This is a genomic window from Aeromicrobium fastidiosum (assembly GCF_017876595.1).
In the GTDB taxonomy this organism is placed as follows: domain Bacteria; phylum Actinomycetota; class Actinomycetes; order Propionibacteriales; family Nocardioidaceae; genus Aeromicrobium; species Aeromicrobium fastidiosum.
The window spans coordinates 2,983,146-2,997,382 of sequence record NZ_JAGIOG010000001.1; the positions used below are offsets into that span (position 1 = coordinate 2,983,146).

Genomic DNA, 14,237 nt, shown 5'->3' on the forward strand with positions numbered 1-14,237 from the left:
GTCGCAGTTTCGTGCGAGCTCTGTGACAGGTCTGTGACAAGCCCGGATTGGGCCTCGGGCCGCTGGTCTCCTAGAAGCATGACAACCACCTACACCCACCTGACCACCCCGCGCTCCTCCTCCGCGGCACGCCGCAGGCGACGCATCGGAGCCATGGTGGGCATGGCGACCATCTCCGCTGCCGTCCTCGGCGGCTGCAGCGCACAGGACAAGACCGACTCATCCCCCGCAGCGGCCGACGTCAAGACCCAGCCGAGCGCGACGACGACCAGCGCCCGCATCCTCTTCGCCGGCGACTCGATCGCCAAGGCGGAGGCACCCGCTCTCGAAGCCGCGTTCACGAGCGCCGGTGCCTCGTTCCGCAGCATCGCCACGCCCGGCGGTGGCAACGTCGTCGCCGCCGGCGATGACGACGACTCCAAGAAAATCGCAGAGGAGAGCCTGGCCGACGTCGCCAAGGCGGCCAAGGACATGAAGGCGACCACGATCGTCTACCAGATCACGGTCTACGACTGGGGCACCGAGGAGCAGCAGAAGCAGAGCTACGCCAAGCTCGCCACGGCGGCCGAGTCCGCCGGCGCGAAGCTCGTCATGGTCTCGGCTCCGCCGGTCGTCGACGGCGGCTTCTTCGGCAAGCACGCCAAGCAGATGGCGACCGCTCCGGTCGTGGCCAAGGACATCGCCGAGTCGAGCAAGGGCACGGTCACGTTCGTCGACTCGTCACAGCTCTGGGGCACCGACCCGAAGGCCGTTCAGGCGCTTCGCAGCGCCGATGGCACCCACAACTGCCAGCAGGGGGCCGCAGCGTTCGCGGCCTGGTTCACGCAGCAGGCCAAGAAAGCCACCGGCGTGGCACCCGCCGCTCCGGCGACCTGGGCGACCGGCGACTGGACCGACGCCAAGGAATTCGCCACGAACAAGTGCTCGACACCGGGTCGATGACACCACTCCCCTCTGCTCCGCGGACCCAGCCGGTGTCGGAGCTCGTCTCCGGCATCGGCAGGCTGCGCCAGCTCGACGGCCTGCGGGGCGTCGCGGTCGTCGCGGTCGTCTTGTTCCACACCGGTGTGCTCCGCGGCGGATTCTTCGGCGTCGACCTGTTCTTCGTGCTGTCGGGCTTCGTCATCACACGTGCGTTGATCAGCGAGGCCCGGCACAGCGGTCGTGTCGACCTGATGGCCTTCCTCGGACGCCGTGCCCGCCGTCTTCAGCCGGCGTTCCTCGTGCTCGTCCCCGTCGTGCTCGTCGCGACGTGGCTGGCTGGCACCGCGGACGTCCGCTTCTTCGCGATCGACGACTCGCCCTGGGCCATGGCCCAGCTGACGAACTGGTACTTCATCAGCGACCACATCGACTATGCAGGCAGCGACGGCCGCGTCTTCGCCCACCTGTGGAGCATCGCAGTCGAGTGGCAGTTCTACCTCGTCTGGCCCGTCGTGGTCATGGTGCTCTTCCGGCGTCGTCGCCAGGAAGCGGTGGCACTGGCCGCAATCGTCGCGATGGCCGCCGCCTCAGCCGCCGCGATGGTCCACTGGGGCACCCTCGACCAGACCCGTGCGTACGAGGGCACCGACACCCGCGCCTTCGCGCTGCTGCTCGGGGCTGCGGTCGCCACGCGGCCCGTCCAGCAGGTGGCCGCCTCCGTCGGCCGTCGCACCGCCGAGGCGCTGACCGTCCTGCTGGCCGCCGCGATGCTCGCGCTGTGGATCGCCGTGCCCGGCACCGATGCGGCGTGGCTCTACCGGGGCGGCCTGCTGATGCACTCGGCGCTCGCCGCGGGCCTCATCGCGATCCTCAGCACCCGAGCCGACACCGTTGTCGGACGTGCCGCCGGCACCCGCGTCCCGCGCGTGATCGGTGACGCCTCGTACAGTATCTACCTATGGCACTGGCCGATCGTCGTCCTGATGCCGGGCTCGCTGAAGACCGGCAGCCACTGGATCGAGGCGTTGTTGGTGATGTTCGCATCGGTCGCGGTCGGGTTGTTGTCGACCCGCTTCATCGAGGACCCGATCCGCTCGCGAGCACGGTGGGCTCGCGGACCGGCCGGCGCAGCAGCCCTGGTCGCCGCGATCGCCGCGATCACCCTGCTCTGGCTGGGCCTGCCCCAGCCCGACCTCGGCACCGGCACCGTCGACGTGAGCAGGCTGTGACGTCGATGCGCGGCCTCGTGGTGGTTGCCTCCGCGCTGCTCGCGGCATCGTGCGGCGTCGGCCTCGGCGCCAGCGACCCGGGACCGGGCGGATCGCCGGCCACCGTGGCCACGTCCCCCGCATCCTCTGCCAGAGGGACGAGCATCTACCTGACCACATCCCGGGGGCTGTGGACGGTGTGGAGGCAGCGCGTGCCCGCATCCGACGTGCAGACGTCGCTGGATCTCCTGCTCGAGGGACCGACCGGTGCCGAGCGCTCGCGGGGCATCACGACCGCCATTCCCCCAGACTTCGGCAGCCTGACCGCGACGGCACGAACCGGCCGCGTCGATGTCGCCCTGCCGTCGACGTTCTCCCGCATCGACTCCCAGGCCATCCTCCAGATCGCGTGCACGGTGGCGGCCTCCCCCGGCGTCCCCGGCAATGTCGCCCCCGACCAGGTCGTGGTCGACATGCACGAACCCGGCGACACGCAGGGCGCGCAGATGCGCTGCAACGACACCGGTGACGTCACGATGGTCGACCGCCCGTCCGACACCTCTGGAGGTTCGCAGTGAGCCGCGTGCTGCTGGTCGAGGACGACCTCGCCGTCAGGCGGGCCGTGACGATGGGGCTCAAGCGCCTGGGCCACGACGTCGAGGCGGTCGCCGACGGGCGAGACGCCCTCGACTCGATCATCGCGTCGCCGCCCGACATCGTCGTGCTGGACCTCATGATCCCCGGCATCAACGGCATCGAGGTCTGCAAGCTGATCCGCGCACGCGGGACGGTGCCGGTCGTCATCTTGTCGGCACGCGACCACGACATCGACATCGTCGCCGGCTTCGACGCCGGAGCCGACGACTACTGCGTCAAGCCGGCCAGCGCCGAGGTCATCGACGCGCGCATCCGTGCCGTGCTCCGCCGCTCCACCGGGCCGACGACGCTCGACCACGACGCCCATCCTGCCGAGGTCTTCGGCGACCTCGCCGTCGACCGCGCATCCTTGCGGGTCCGCAAGGGCGGCGCGGAGGTGTCGCTGACTCCCACCGAGCTCCGTCTGCTCCTGTTCCTGTCCTCACAGCTGGACCACGCCTTCAGCCGCCAGCAGCTGCTCGAGCACGTGTGGGAGCAGAGCTACTACGGCGAGGTGCGCATGGTCGACGCCTGCGTCACCCGTCTGCGGGCCAAGATCGAGACCGATCCGCGTCACCCCGTCCACCTGCAGACCGTGCGCGGCTTCGGCTATCGCTTCTCGGCATGAGGATCCGCCCACCCGCGACGACGCTGCGGGGCCGACTCCTGCTCTCGTTCGCACTCGTCTCGGTGCTCGCCGTCGCTGCCGCAACCGGCGTGACGACGCTCCAGGCGCGCGACGTCGTGCTGCGCGAGTCGCAGCAGGCAGCCGTCTCGGGGTTGAGGGCGTCGGTCCAGGCGGTCGGGCCTGACCTGAGGCTTCCGCTCGACAGAGCCGGGCTGCGACTGCTGGTCAGCCAGCTGGGGCCATCGGCCGGCGCAGAATCCTCGTCGTCGCAGGCGACCTACGCGGCGTCGTTCGGCGACGAGCTCGTCGCCCCGTCACGTGGGCCGTCGGTGCCGACATCGATCCGCCGGGAAGCCCGGACGGCCACCAGCACCCTGGTGCAGCGCGTCCGTGTGGACGGATCGACCTACCTCGCCGTCGCGGTGCCGGTCGTGACACGGACGGACGACTCGGCGACCGGCGTGGTCGTGTACTCCATGACGTCCCTGCGCTCCCAGGACACGGTGCTCGACGGGATCGTGAAGGCCTCGGCGACCGCTGCCGTCCCTGTCGTCGTCGCCGCGATGATCCTTGCGCTGCTCGTCTCGACGGGCCTGCTGCGCCCGGTTCGCAGGCTGCACGCCGCGGTCGAGGAGATGTCAAACGGCCGCCTGGGCATCCAGGTTCCTGCAGTCGACCGCGGCGAGCTGGGCGACCTCGCCCGCTCGTTCAACCAGATGTCGCGCGACCTGCACGACGAGCGAGAGACGCTGCGGCAGATGGAGGCGAAGGCCAGGCGGTTCGCCGCGGACGTGTCGCACGAGCTCCGCACCCCCCTGTCAGCCATGACGGCGGTCGCGGGGCTGCTGGCCGACGAGGCCGATCTGCTGCCCGACGACATCGCCGAGGCCGCCACGCTGGTCGCCGAGGAGACCCACCACCTCACACGCCTCGTCGAGGAGCTCATCGAGATCTCCCGCTTCGACGCCGGCACCGCAGTACTGCGACTGGACGAGATCAACCTCTCCGAGCTGGTCGGACGCTCTTTGACAGCCCGTGACTGGACGGCGCGGGTCGACCTCGACGTCCCCCACGAGCTGCGCATCTCGGTCGACCCCCGACGTATCGACGTCATCGTGGCCAACCTCGTCGGCAACGCGGTGCGCCACGCCGGCGAGGCAGCCACGATCCGGCTGAGTGCCCGGGCAACGGGGGCCGACCTCGTCATCGACGTCGTCGACGACGGTCCGGGCATCCCATCCGACGTGCGTCCATACATCTTCGACCGGTTCGTCAAGGGCGACCCGGCACGCGGCGGACGCAGCGAAGGCAGCGGGCTGGGCCTGTCGATCGCCCGCGAGAACGCCGAGCTCCACGGCGGCAGCCTCGACCTCGACGAGCACCACGATGGCGGGACGCGCTTCGTGCTGGGCCTCCCCGACGTCGTGGTCGTCCACGACGACTGACGTCGGCCGACGAGCTCGACGCCACCTTCCCGCCTACTTCACCGCGGCGCGGAACGTCTTGCTGGTCGCCGCGGTGGAGCTCGTGCCGGCGTAGGACACGGTGATCGTGCGTGTGCCCTTCGGCAGGCCCGACAGCTTGACCGTGGCCCTGCCCTTGACGACGTTGACCGTCTTCGCGACTGAGCCCCATCGGATGGTGACCTTGCCACCGGGCTTACTGCCGGTCGCCGAACGGGTGATGCCGGCGACGACCGTGACCGAGCCCTTGCCGGGAGTGAGCGTCGCCTTGATGCTCGCCCTGGACTTGAGCCTGATGGCGACGCCGCTGACGTCCACGCCCTTCACGTCGATCGCCGAGCTCACTGACTGCGGTGCCCATGGGCGGTGCGGAGCCACCGCGAGGCGGTAGCTCCCGTCGACGACAGGGCCGATCGTGAACGCACCGGACTTGGCCGAGTCGGCGGTCAGCTGGCCGGGCTGGCTGACTCCAGCTGCACTGACGCTGGCACCCCTGATCGGGCGTCCCGAGGTGTCGGTGACCGTGCCGGAGATCCGACGACCCTTCGTGGACATCGTCTGCGGCTTCACGGTGACCGTCTGCCCCGCACCGACGGTGATCTTGGTGCCGACGGGCTCTTCGTCGTCCGTGAAGGTGCCGTCGCACTCGGTTGTCGCGGCAGGCAGGCTGTCGTAGCACTGGGGGAAGTACGTCTTGCCGTCGTCGACGAACTGCAGGTAGTAGTCGCCGGCCGGCAGTCCCCCGAGCCTGAACGAGCCGTCCCTGGCAGCCTTCGCGCTCGGGTCGTAGGACATCGGCTCGTCACGGTCGTGGTCGATCGGGTCGCTCGGACCGAACACGTCGACCCGGAGCCGACTCGTGAGGATGCCATCGCCACGCGTCACCGAACCGACGATCGAGGCACCGGGCTTGACGCTGGCGTTGCGGGTGACCGTCCGGCCGGGGCGGTCCTTGAATCGGCGCGACGTGTTGACGATCCGCCCGGAAGGATCCTTGATGAGGATGGTGTGGCCCGTGTACTCAGGATCGGCGGTCGAGAACCTGAACGAGTAGGCACCCTTGCTGTTGGTGGTGTCGACGTCGAGCGTCTTGTAGTCGAACCCATCGTCGCCGGTGCGGTGGAGCTCGATGGTCACACCCTTCAGCGGCTTGCCGTCGAGCTTCACGACGCCCTTGACAGCGCCTGTCTTCGCGGCCGCCTGGGCCGGCGAGGTCAGCCCTGCGAGGACGAGGGCGGCCACCCCCAGGAGCAGCGACGGTGTGCGGACAGTACGTGCGACGTTCATGGATCCCCCCGAGGATTGTTCCTGACCCCTGTCACGGCCGAGGTCGACTCATCGACGTTCGCACGAGATGTCGTGCGATGTCCAGCGGCGGCCGAACACGTTCCACGACCGTGACCGCGGGGTTCCCGTCGAGTTCAGTTGCCCGCTGGCCACCCACATAATGAGTGCATGTCCCTACCGCGCCGCGTCGTTGTCGCCGTCATCCTGGTCGCGATCGCGGTGTGTGGCCTCGTCGTGGTCGCGAGCCAGATCGCCGTGACCTACTACCTGCCGCCCGGTGAGTCTGGCGTGGCAACGAAGCACGTATCCGCGTTCAAGCCGGCCATCGCTGGGACGGTCATCGCCTCACTCGCCGCGATCGCGCTGTTGGCGCACCTCGTCGTCGTTCTCCGGGGCCGGACAGCACGTTGGATGTGGTTCGTCGCGACTGCCTGCGCGCTCGTGTCTGTCGGCACGCCCATCATCGTCGCCACGATGGACCGACCGGTCTACTGATGTCGTCCGTGCGCCTCGCACCCATGTCAGCGGACCAGTACCGGGCCTACCGCGCCATCGCTGAACGAAGCTACGCGGACAACATGGTGAAGTCGGGGACGATGCCCGAGCCCGAGGCACTGCACAAGGCGGCAGAAGACTTCGAGAGGCTGCTCCCCCACGGCGTCGACACCGCCGGCCACGAGTTCTGGACGGCGTTCGACGACGGCGAGGAGGTTGGCATGCTCTGGCTCGGCTTCACCGAGAAATCTGACGGTCTGCACGCGTTCGGATACGACTTCCTCGTCACCTCAGAGCTGCGCCGTCAGGGCTACGGCCGAGCCATCATGGCGGCCGCTGAACACATGTGTCGCGAACGCGGAGTGGTCGAGGTCGGCCTGTCGGTCTTCGGATTCAACTCAGGCGCGCAGTCGCTGTACGAGCAGATGGGCTTCGAGGTCACCACCGTCCAGATGCGCAAGCGGGTGTGAGGCACGGGTCCGCGGTTCGTGCTGGGCGAACCCATGGCACGGTGAGCAGATGACCGCCTCACTGCGTGTCGAGATCTTTCCGTCTGATCTCGACAGGACGATTCGCGTCTACATGGGTCTGGGGTTCAGGGTCACCGGCCGCAGCGAAGGTCCGCCTGCGTACGCCTCGCAGAGACTGAGTGACGTGCGGATCGGTGCGTGCGAGGCCGGAGCGGTCGAGCCGGGGCTCCGAGCGATACCCGCCGGGACCGAGCTCGTCGTCGAAGTCGACGACATTCGCTCATTCCGTGACGATGCCGTGGAGGCACGAATCGTCTTGGATGAGGACCTCACGAGGCGCCCGTGGGGGCTGATCGATTTCCGGGTCTCTGATCCCGACGGATACTACCTGCGGTTCACGGCGCGACGATGACATTCAGCCCCGTCATGCCCGCAGCCAGGTGATCTCGGCGCGAGTGGCTCGCTCCCTGCTCGTCCCCGGGCAGGAAGTGTCATCCGAGACGTGCGCAGCGACACCGAAGGCGGTCATCGAAGTCACTTCCCAGTGCGGCGGCACGAAGAACTCGGTGGCCACGGCATCGCGGTCGAAGGCTCGGAACTGGTGGGCATCCAGACCCATGTGCAGACCCTGGATCGTCATGTGCGCGACCGCCTGACCAAGGTCGTAGCGCGAGAACTCGGAGTATGCCCACCTGTCCGTGCCCTCGACATAGACGTGAGCGAGATTGACCACGAGCAGCGAGGCAGCGCCAGCCCACATCGACGAACTCGTGGCGAGATGGCGCACGACACGCTCGTGGATGGCGTCGCCGCGCCGTCCGACGACGAACATCCACGGCTGGGAGTTCCCCGCCGAAGGGGCCATGCGCGCGGCCTCCAGCAGCGCGTCGATCTGTTCGGGCGTGACCGAGACGTCAGGGTCGAATGACATAGGACTGAACCGGCTCGCCAGTGCCGGGTGCATTTCAGGCCGATCTCGCACGTCGCCGTCAGACATGTCTGCAGTCTCCGCCCCAGGACTGAGGTTCGGCCGTCCTGCCTCGAACGGTCCAACCCGGCTCCCACCTGACGGTGCCGGCCTCGACAGCCTCTCCGAGAAGGCGGGCATGGGTGCGAACATCCCGATCGCCCGCGGGCGATGGCTGCAGGAGCACGTCGGCGGATGGAAATGCGGTGCCGTACTCGAGAGAACTGGCTTCGAGGAGCACCTGCCATGGCGGCCGGTCCGGAAGCTCCTGCGGGCTGACGAGCCCTGCCACGAACGCGCCGGCTCGATCGCGGGCGCGCTCGTCGTGACCCTTGGCTGCTTCGATCGCCTCCAGCGCCGCGTCCAGGTCTCCTTCGTGATCGCGAAGACGCGATCGGGCCTCGCCGATGCCCAGATCGGCGACAGCCCTCAGGCGGCGGATCTTGTCGATCTCCGTCATCTCCGCGCCTCCGGCACCGGGCGCGGTGGTCGGAGCGGGTTCGGGTGCTGGCCCGTCGAGGGCGTCGAGCGCCTCTGCGAGGGCTCGTGCCCAGGCGCGTGGATCGGGGTGCTCCCCCGCGATCTCGCCCACGTCGATCGTCACCCGAGCCGAGTCCAGAGCAGATCGCGACGCCGACACATGGGCGGCGATGGTGCCGGCCAGCAGGCTCGCGTGGTGCGAGACGTCGCCGTACGCGGCGAACATGTACCGAAGGTTCTGCAGATCGTTCAGTCGCCGGACAGCCGAATCAGCGCTCGTGGTGAACCTCGCTGTCCGGGCCGAGGTCAGGTCGGCGGACCGGAACATCGCCAGCCACGTCAGCGGCACCGCGGAGACGCAGCTGCCCAACGGTCGATGCCTCCGACCGTCGAACAGGCTCAATCGGGACTCGTTCGCCACACGACCACGGTGACATCCTGTCCACTACGGGTCAACCCCCGTGCAAGTACCGAACCGCAGCTCGGGTAGCGCCTCGAAGGCCGGACGGGCGAACCAGTAGCCCTGGAAGAGCCCGATGCCGAGTGCCTCGAGCGCGCGGTACTCCCCCTCGGTCTCGATGCCCTCGGCGAGCACACGGATGTCGAGGGCTGCCGCGATGTGCACGATGCCGGCGACGACCGCCTGCCTGGCGGGGTCGGTATCGATGCCTCGAACGATCAGCATGTCGATCTTGATGAGGTCGGGCTGGAACTCGGCCAGCAGGCTCAGCCCGGCGTGTCCGGCCCCGAAGTCGTCGATCGCCGTCGTGAACCCGCGTCTGCGGTACTCGGCGATGATGCCCGTCAGGTGTTCCGTGTCGGCGACCTTCTCGTCCTCGGTGAACTCGAAGACGATCGACGTCAACGGAAAGCCGTGCTGGTCGGCGGCGCGGAGCGTCGCTCGCAGGCATGCCGCCGGCTCGTAGACCGCGTTGGGCATGAAGTTGATCGACAGCTTGAGCGACTCCGACGGCGGGAACAACCGGGACGCCAGCTCGATGGCCTTGACCCGGCACTCCTGGTCGAAGCGGTAGCGCTGCTCGGGCTGCACCTGGGCGAGGATCGAGGCGGCTCCCTCGCCGTCCACTCCCCTGACCAGCGCCTCGTAGCCCCAGACGCCGTCGGCGACGGAGTCGTAGATCGGCTGGAATGCCATGCTGATGTCGACATCGAGCTCCGTGCCCGACGCGCAGCCGGTGCAGGTCATGACACCACCGTAGACGGGGCACACGCTGCCCGCCCGACTACGTGAACGTGTGTCGCATCAGGACTCCCTGTCCCCCGTCGAACGTCACGCCGTGGATCGAGGTGGCGCGGGCCACCTCGGTGAAGCCCAGCTTCTCGTGCAGTCGCAGAGACGCGTCGTTGGTGGCGTTGACGAAGCACCAGGCTGCGTCTGCGCGTTCGCGGATCCAGTCGAGCCGCGGGTGTGTCAGCTCCTGGGCCAGCCCCTGGCGCCTGTACGGGGGGAGCACCGTGACTCCTGTCAGGTAGTAGCCCTCCTGGCCGTGGTCGCCGTCGGAGTCGAGACGATGCGCCTGGCCGAAGCCGGCGATCACGCCATCGACGACGGCGACGTGCAACACACGGGAACCTTCTTCGCACAGCTGGATGGCGCGGAGCCAGTCGTCGGCGGTCCTGACCACCACCGTCATGCCGAAAGCCAGCAGCCCATCGACGTCCTCGACACGGGCCGGTCGCACGCAAAGCTCCACCTGTCGAACCTAGCCGTCGCTCGTAGACTGGACGACCAGGGAGGTGCGACACGGATGGGCGCGAGCGATCGCAAGCGGTTCGAGTACCGCCAGCGACTGGAGGCGGAGGCCGAGGCGGCCGCGGCCGAGGGTCAGGACGACCGGGCCGAGGCACCCGACGACGCCGCCCAGCGCGCCCTCCGCATCGAGCACCAGGCGCTGTGGGTCGACATGCAGATCCAGCAGGCGATGCGACGGGGCGAGTTCGACGACCTCCCCGGTGCCGGCAAGCCGATCCCGGGCATCGATCGTCCCCACGACCCCGACTGGTGGGTCAAGCGCCTCATCGAGCGTGAACGCATCACCGGAGCGCTCCCACCCGCCCTCGCGCTGCGCAAGGAGGACGCCGAGATGGACACGACGCTCGACCGCATCGCGACACCCGATGGCGTCCGCAGCGCCGTCGACGACTTCAACGCCCGCATCGTCGAGGCCCGCCGGCAGCTGCAGGGCGGCCCGCCCGTCATCACTCCCCTGCGCGATCCCGACGAGGAGGTCGAGGCGTGGTCGCAGCGTCGCACCCAGCGTGTGGCGGAGCAGAAGGCTCGGCTCGCCGAGCTGCGGGCAGCCGAGCTCGCCGCCACTCCCCTCCCCTGGTGGCGGCGACGCCTGCGTGGCGCGCGGCGGCAGGGGTGAGCGGGACCCTCGTCCGTGAGGTCGAGTCCCCCACAGTCGTCAATGTTGCGTTGACGTTGGCGTTGCTGCGGCGGGGCCCCGGCGACCCCACGTTCCGGCGAGCCGGTGCTCTGACCTGGCGCACGAGCCGCCAGGAGTCCGGACCTGTCACCTACGCGATCGAGCAGCTCACGCCGCACCGCGTCCGCGCGACGGCATGGGGTCCCGGCGGTCCTGAGCTGCTCGAGGGGCTCACCGCACTCGTGGGCATCGACGACGATCCGTCCGGCTTCGTGCCGTCACACCCCGTGCTGACCGATGGCGTCCGGCGCTTCCCGGGGCTGCGCGTGCCACGCACGGGACGGGTGCTGGAGGCGCTCGTCCCCGCCATCATCGAGCAGAAGGTGCTGGGCGTCGACGCCTTCGCAGCCCAGCGCCGTCTGCTGCACCGGTTCGGCGAGCCCGCACCCGGCCCGGCGCCCGACGGGATGCGGGTCTTCCCCACGGCAGAGCAGTGGGCGGCGATCCCGTCGTGGGAGTGGCACGTGGCCGGCGTCGACCCGAGCCGGGCGAGAGCGGCCCAGGCGGCAGCCCGCCTCGGGACGCAGCTCGAACGACTCGCCGTCCGTCACGCGTCCGATCCCACCTCGGTCTACCGGGGGCTCCGCAGCATCCCGGGAATCGGCGTGTGGACTGCCGCCGAGGTCGGGAGCCGCGCCCTCGGCGATGCGGATGCGGTGCCGTTCGGCGACTTCCATGTGGCCAAGGACGTCGGCATCGCCCTGCTGGGACGGCGCATCGACGACGCCGAGCTCGCCGAGCTGCTCGAGCCGTGGAGGGGTCACCGCTACCGCGTCGTGAGGCTGGTGCACCTGAGCCCGCTGGCACGCACCGAGCGGCGCGGACCCCGCATGGCACGAGTAGATCACCGACGAATCTGAGCCGGCGGGATGATTCGGGCCTGCCCTACGCTTGTGTCTGACATGACGACGACCGTGGAGACGCTCGGACCCCGCCAGATCGACGAGACGACGCGCGACGCCTTGGCTGCGGTCTACCTCGCCGCCTACGGCGACCCCGACCTGCCGGAGAGCCGTCTGGACGCCGACAACTTCGTCGACTCGACGCTGACCCGCCACGCGGGTCGGGCCGGCTTCAAGCTCGTCGTCGCCTCGACCGATGGCACGGTGTCGGGGTACGGCTACGGATTCACGGGCCGACGTGGACAGTTCTGGAGCGACTGGCTGGCCACGACCGTCCCGGCCGACATCGTCGAGACCTGGGTCGGCGACCACTTCGAGCTGGTCGACCTGGTCGTCGACCCGGCGCGGCGCGGCAACGGGATCGCTGGTGCTCTCCATGACCATCTGGTCGACGGACTCCCCCACGAGCGTGCCCTGCTGGCCACGGTGCCGAACGGCGGTCCTGCTCCGCGTCTCTACGAGGGGCGCGGCTGGCAGGTCGTCGCCGCGGCGATCGACGGCGACAAGGCCCTGTACGGCCTCGACCTGCGTACCGCTCGGTGAGCTCGCGCCTGCCGTCGTGGTTCCGCGTCGCGGCGGCGATGTTCGCCGTGGGCTGGGGTGCCAACCAGTTCGCCGCGATGCTGCTGGTCTACCGCGGTGAGGACGACTTCTCGTCCGAGGCCGTGACGGGCCTGTTCGGGGCGTACGCGCTGGGGCTCATCCCGGCCCTCCTGATCGTCGGACCGATCTCCGACCGTGTGGGACGTCGTCGCGTCATGCGGCCCGTGCTCGTGCTGTCGATCGTCGCCACCGTGATCCTCATCGCGGGCGGGCACAGCCTGGCCGTGCTGCTGATCGGACGCCTGTTGGCCGGCGTCGCGTCCGGTGCCGCCTTCGCGCCGGGCTCGGCCTGGATCAAGGAGCTGTCCGCTGATCGTCCCTCGGGGACGGGTGCCCGACGGGCGGCGCTGGCGCTGTCGGCGGGTTTCGGCTCCGGACCCCTCGTGGCCGGCATCTTCGCCGAGTGGCTCCCGGCACCGACCGTGCTGCCCTACGTGCCGCACCTCGTGCTCATGGTGTTCGTCGTCGCGATCGCCTGGTCGGCCCCCGAGCCCGTCGCCGCACCCCCCGATCGCGACCGCCATGGCCGCGAGGTCTGGAACGTCGTGCGCAGCCGGCCGTTCCTGCTCGGCATCCTGCTGACCGCGCCGTGGGTGTTCGGTGCGGCATCGACGAGCTTCGCGACGATCCCCGGCTTTGTCACGATCAGCCACGCACCTGTCGCGGTGACCGGGGCTCTGTGCGGCCTGACCCTCTGGACCGGCGTCCTGGTGCAGCCCTTCGGCAAGCGGCTGGGAGACGCGCGGCTGATCATCGCGGCGGGCCTTCTCGCTGCCGTGGCGGGGCTCCTGGCAGGCGTCGTCGTGGCGCACTCCGACCAGGCGCTGCTGCTCCCGTTCGTCGCCGTGCTGCTCGGCACCGGGTACGGGCTCGTGCTGGTCGGTGGGCTCACGACGATCGAGCAGATCGCTCACCGTGACGACCTCGCCACGCTCAACGCGGTCTTCTACAGCCTGACCTACCTCGGCTTCGCGGCTCCGCTGCTCAGCACGCTGGCCCTGCGCACGCTGTCGCCGACGGGTCTGATGTCGGTGGGCGCGGTCGTCGCGCTGCTGACGATCCCGCTGGTGCTGGCGTCGCGGGTCACTCGAACGGCGTAGGGTCGCCCGCGCCAACGCGCACGATCTCGGGGCTGCCATCGGAGAAGTCGATGACCGTCGTGGGCTCGGGGATGACGTCTACTCCCGACTCGATGACGGCCTCGATGCGACCGTCGAGCTCCTCGGCGATCTCCCAAGCGGTCGTCATCGCCTCGGTGCTGCCCGGCAGGATCAGCGTCGTCGACAGGATCGGCTCACCGAGTGTCGCCAGCAACGCCTGGACGACCTTGCTGTCGGGGATGCGCACCCCGACGGTCTTCTTCTTGTCGTGCAGCAGCCGGCGCGGCACCTCGCGCGTCGCGGGCAGGATGAACGTGTACGGCCCGGGGGTCGCGTTCTTGACGGCCCGGAAGATCGCATTGTCGACGTGCACGAACTGGCCGAGCTGGGAGAAGTCCTTGCACACCAGGGTGAAGTGGTGCTTGGCATCCAGTGCCCGGATCGACCGGATGCGGTCGAGGGCGTCCTTGTTGCCGATCTGGGCACCAAGGGCGTAGCCCGAGTCGGTCGGATACGCGATCAGGCCACCGTCGGCGATGATCGCGGTCGCCTGGTCGACGGCACGCTGCTGCGGGTTCTCGGGGTGGATGTCGATGAAACGGACCATGGGCCGAGACTACGCCC

The 14,237-nt window shown here is 69.4% G+C and carries 18 protein-coding genes; 12 read left to right on the forward strand and 6 right to left on the reverse strand.

Going from position 1 to position 14,237, the window contains the following annotated elements; all coding sequences use genetic code 11:
- The first annotated feature begins 78 nt into the window (after positions 1-78).
- Genes JOF40_RS14835 through JOF40_RS14855 form a run of 5 tightly spaced genes read left to right on the forward strand, consistent with a single transcriptional unit; the run spans position 79 to position 4,841 of the window.
- The gene (locus JOF40_RS14835) at positions 79-942 is read left to right on the forward strand and encodes an SGNH hydrolase domain-containing protein (protein WP_129184137.1); all 864 of its coding nucleotides are present in this window, start codon (positions 79-81) and stop codon (positions 940-942) included.
- A gap of 32 nt (positions 943-974) precedes the next feature.
- On the forward strand, positions 975-2,153 hold the full coding sequence (locus tag JOF40_RS14840) for an acyltransferase family protein (RefSeq protein WP_188111837.1): 1,179 nt from the start codon (positions 975-977) through the stop codon (positions 2,151-2,153).
- A complete protein-coding gene (locus tag JOF40_RS14845; protein WP_209674628.1) occupies positions 2,150-2,710 on the forward strand; it encodes a GerMN domain-containing protein in 561 nt (186 codons plus the stop codon). The genes JOF40_RS14840 and JOF40_RS14845 overlap by 4 nt, the downstream gene beginning before the upstream one ends.
- On the forward strand, positions 2,707-3,396 hold the full coding sequence (locus JOF40_RS14850; RefSeq protein ID WP_129184131.1) for a response regulator transcription factor: 690 nt from the start codon (positions 2,707-2,709) through the stop codon (positions 3,394-3,396). The genes JOF40_RS14845 and JOF40_RS14850 overlap by 4 nt, the downstream gene beginning before the upstream one ends.
- On the forward strand, positions 3,393-4,841 hold the full coding sequence (locus JOF40_RS14855) for a sensor histidine kinase (RefSeq protein ID WP_129184129.1): 1,449 nt from the start codon (positions 3,393-3,395) through the stop codon (positions 4,839-4,841). Before JOF40_RS14850 ends, JOF40_RS14855 begins: the two co-directional genes overlap by 4 nt.
- 33 nt (positions 4,842-4,874) lie before the next feature.
- Here the strand turns inward: JOF40_RS14855 and JOF40_RS14860 are convergent, their stop codons facing one another.
- Positions 4,875-6,146, reverse strand: coding sequence for a carboxypeptidase regulatory-like domain-containing protein (locus JOF40_RS14860; RefSeq protein ID WP_129184127.1), 1,272 nt, complete (start codon positions 6,144-6,146; stop codon positions 4,875-4,877).
- A 168-nt stretch (positions 6,147-6,314) separates the two neighbouring features.
- Between JOF40_RS14860 and JOF40_RS14865 the strand changes: the two genes are divergently transcribed.
- Genes JOF40_RS14865 through JOF40_RS14875 form a run of 3 tightly spaced genes read left to right on the forward strand, consistent with a single transcriptional unit; the run spans position 6,315 to position 7,523 of the window.
- Positions 6,315-6,641, forward strand: a complete 327-nt coding sequence (locus JOF40_RS14865) for a hypothetical protein (RefSeq protein WP_129184125.1) — start codon at positions 6,315-6,317, stop codon at positions 6,639-6,641.
- A 23-nt stretch (positions 6,642-6,664) separates the two neighbouring features.
- Positions 6,665-7,111, forward strand: a complete 447-nt coding sequence (locus tag JOF40_RS14870; RefSeq protein ID WP_188111836.1) for a GNAT family N-acetyltransferase — start codon at positions 6,665-6,667, stop codon at positions 7,109-7,111.
- Between the two features lie 49 nt (positions 7,112-7,160).
- Positions 7,161-7,523 carry a VOC family protein gene (locus tag JOF40_RS14875; RefSeq protein WP_188111835.1) on the forward strand — a complete coding sequence of 121 codons (363 nt, stop codon included), beginning with the start codon at positions 7,161-7,163 and terminating at the stop codon, positions 7,521-7,523.
- Between the two features lie 12 nt (positions 7,524-7,535).
- Here the strand turns inward: JOF40_RS14875 and JOF40_RS14880 are convergent, their stop codons facing one another.
- The 4 genes from JOF40_RS14880 to JOF40_RS14895 form a co-directional block, all read right to left on the reverse strand.
- The gene (locus JOF40_RS14880) at positions 7,536-8,108 is read right to left on the reverse strand and encodes a nitroreductase family protein (protein WP_129184121.1); all 573 of its coding nucleotides are present in this window, start codon (positions 8,106-8,108) and stop codon (positions 7,536-7,538) included.
- Positions 8,101-8,784, reverse strand: a complete 684-nt coding sequence (locus JOF40_RS14885; RefSeq protein WP_129184119.1) for a hypothetical protein — start codon at positions 8,782-8,784, stop codon at positions 8,101-8,103. Before JOF40_RS14885 ends, JOF40_RS14880 begins: the two co-directional genes overlap by 8 nt.
- Positions 8,785-9,003: 219 nt before the next feature.
- Positions 9,004-9,765, reverse strand: coding sequence for an EAL domain-containing protein (locus JOF40_RS14890; RefSeq protein ID WP_129184117.1), 762 nt, complete (start codon positions 9,763-9,765; stop codon positions 9,004-9,006).
- A 37-nt stretch (positions 9,766-9,802) separates the two neighbouring features.
- On the reverse strand, positions 9,803-10,273 hold the full coding sequence (locus tag JOF40_RS14895; RefSeq protein WP_129184115.1) for a GNAT family N-acetyltransferase: 471 nt from the start codon (positions 10,271-10,273) through the stop codon (positions 9,803-9,805).
- Positions 10,274-10,327: 54 nt separating this feature from the next.
- Here JOF40_RS14895 and JOF40_RS14900 point away from each other — a divergent pair, with 54 nt between their 5' ends.
- The 4 genes from JOF40_RS14900 to JOF40_RS14915 are packed head-to-tail and all read left to right on the forward strand — an operon-like array spanning position 10,328 to position 13,613.
- A complete protein-coding gene (locus JOF40_RS14900) occupies positions 10,328-10,948 on the forward strand; it encodes a DnaJ family domain-containing protein (protein WP_129184113.1) in 621 nt (206 codons plus the stop codon).
- Positions 10,949-10,998: 50 nt separating this feature from the next.
- Entirely contained in the window at positions 10,999-11,868 is an 870-nt protein-coding gene (locus tag JOF40_RS14905; RefSeq protein WP_245343143.1) for a DNA-3-methyladenine glycosylase family protein, read from the forward strand.
- Positions 11,869-11,910: 42 nt separating this feature from the next.
- Entirely contained in the window at positions 11,911-12,453 is a 543-nt protein-coding gene (locus tag JOF40_RS14910) for a GNAT family N-acetyltransferase (protein WP_188111834.1), read from the forward strand.
- Entirely contained in the window at positions 12,450-13,613 is a 1,164-nt protein-coding gene (locus JOF40_RS14915) for an MFS transporter (RefSeq protein WP_129184107.1), read from the forward strand. The genes JOF40_RS14910 and JOF40_RS14915 overlap by 4 nt, the downstream gene beginning before the upstream one ends.
- On the opposite strand, the gene JOF40_RS14920 is transcribed toward JOF40_RS14915, so the two are convergent.
- On the reverse strand, positions 13,597-14,220 hold the full coding sequence (locus JOF40_RS14920; protein ID WP_129184105.1) for an L-threonylcarbamoyladenylate synthase: 624 nt from the start codon (positions 14,218-14,220) through the stop codon (positions 13,597-13,599). The two genes, JOF40_RS14915 and JOF40_RS14920, sit on opposite strands and share 17 nt — an antisense overlap.
- Positions 14,221-14,237: the final 17 nt, after the last annotated feature.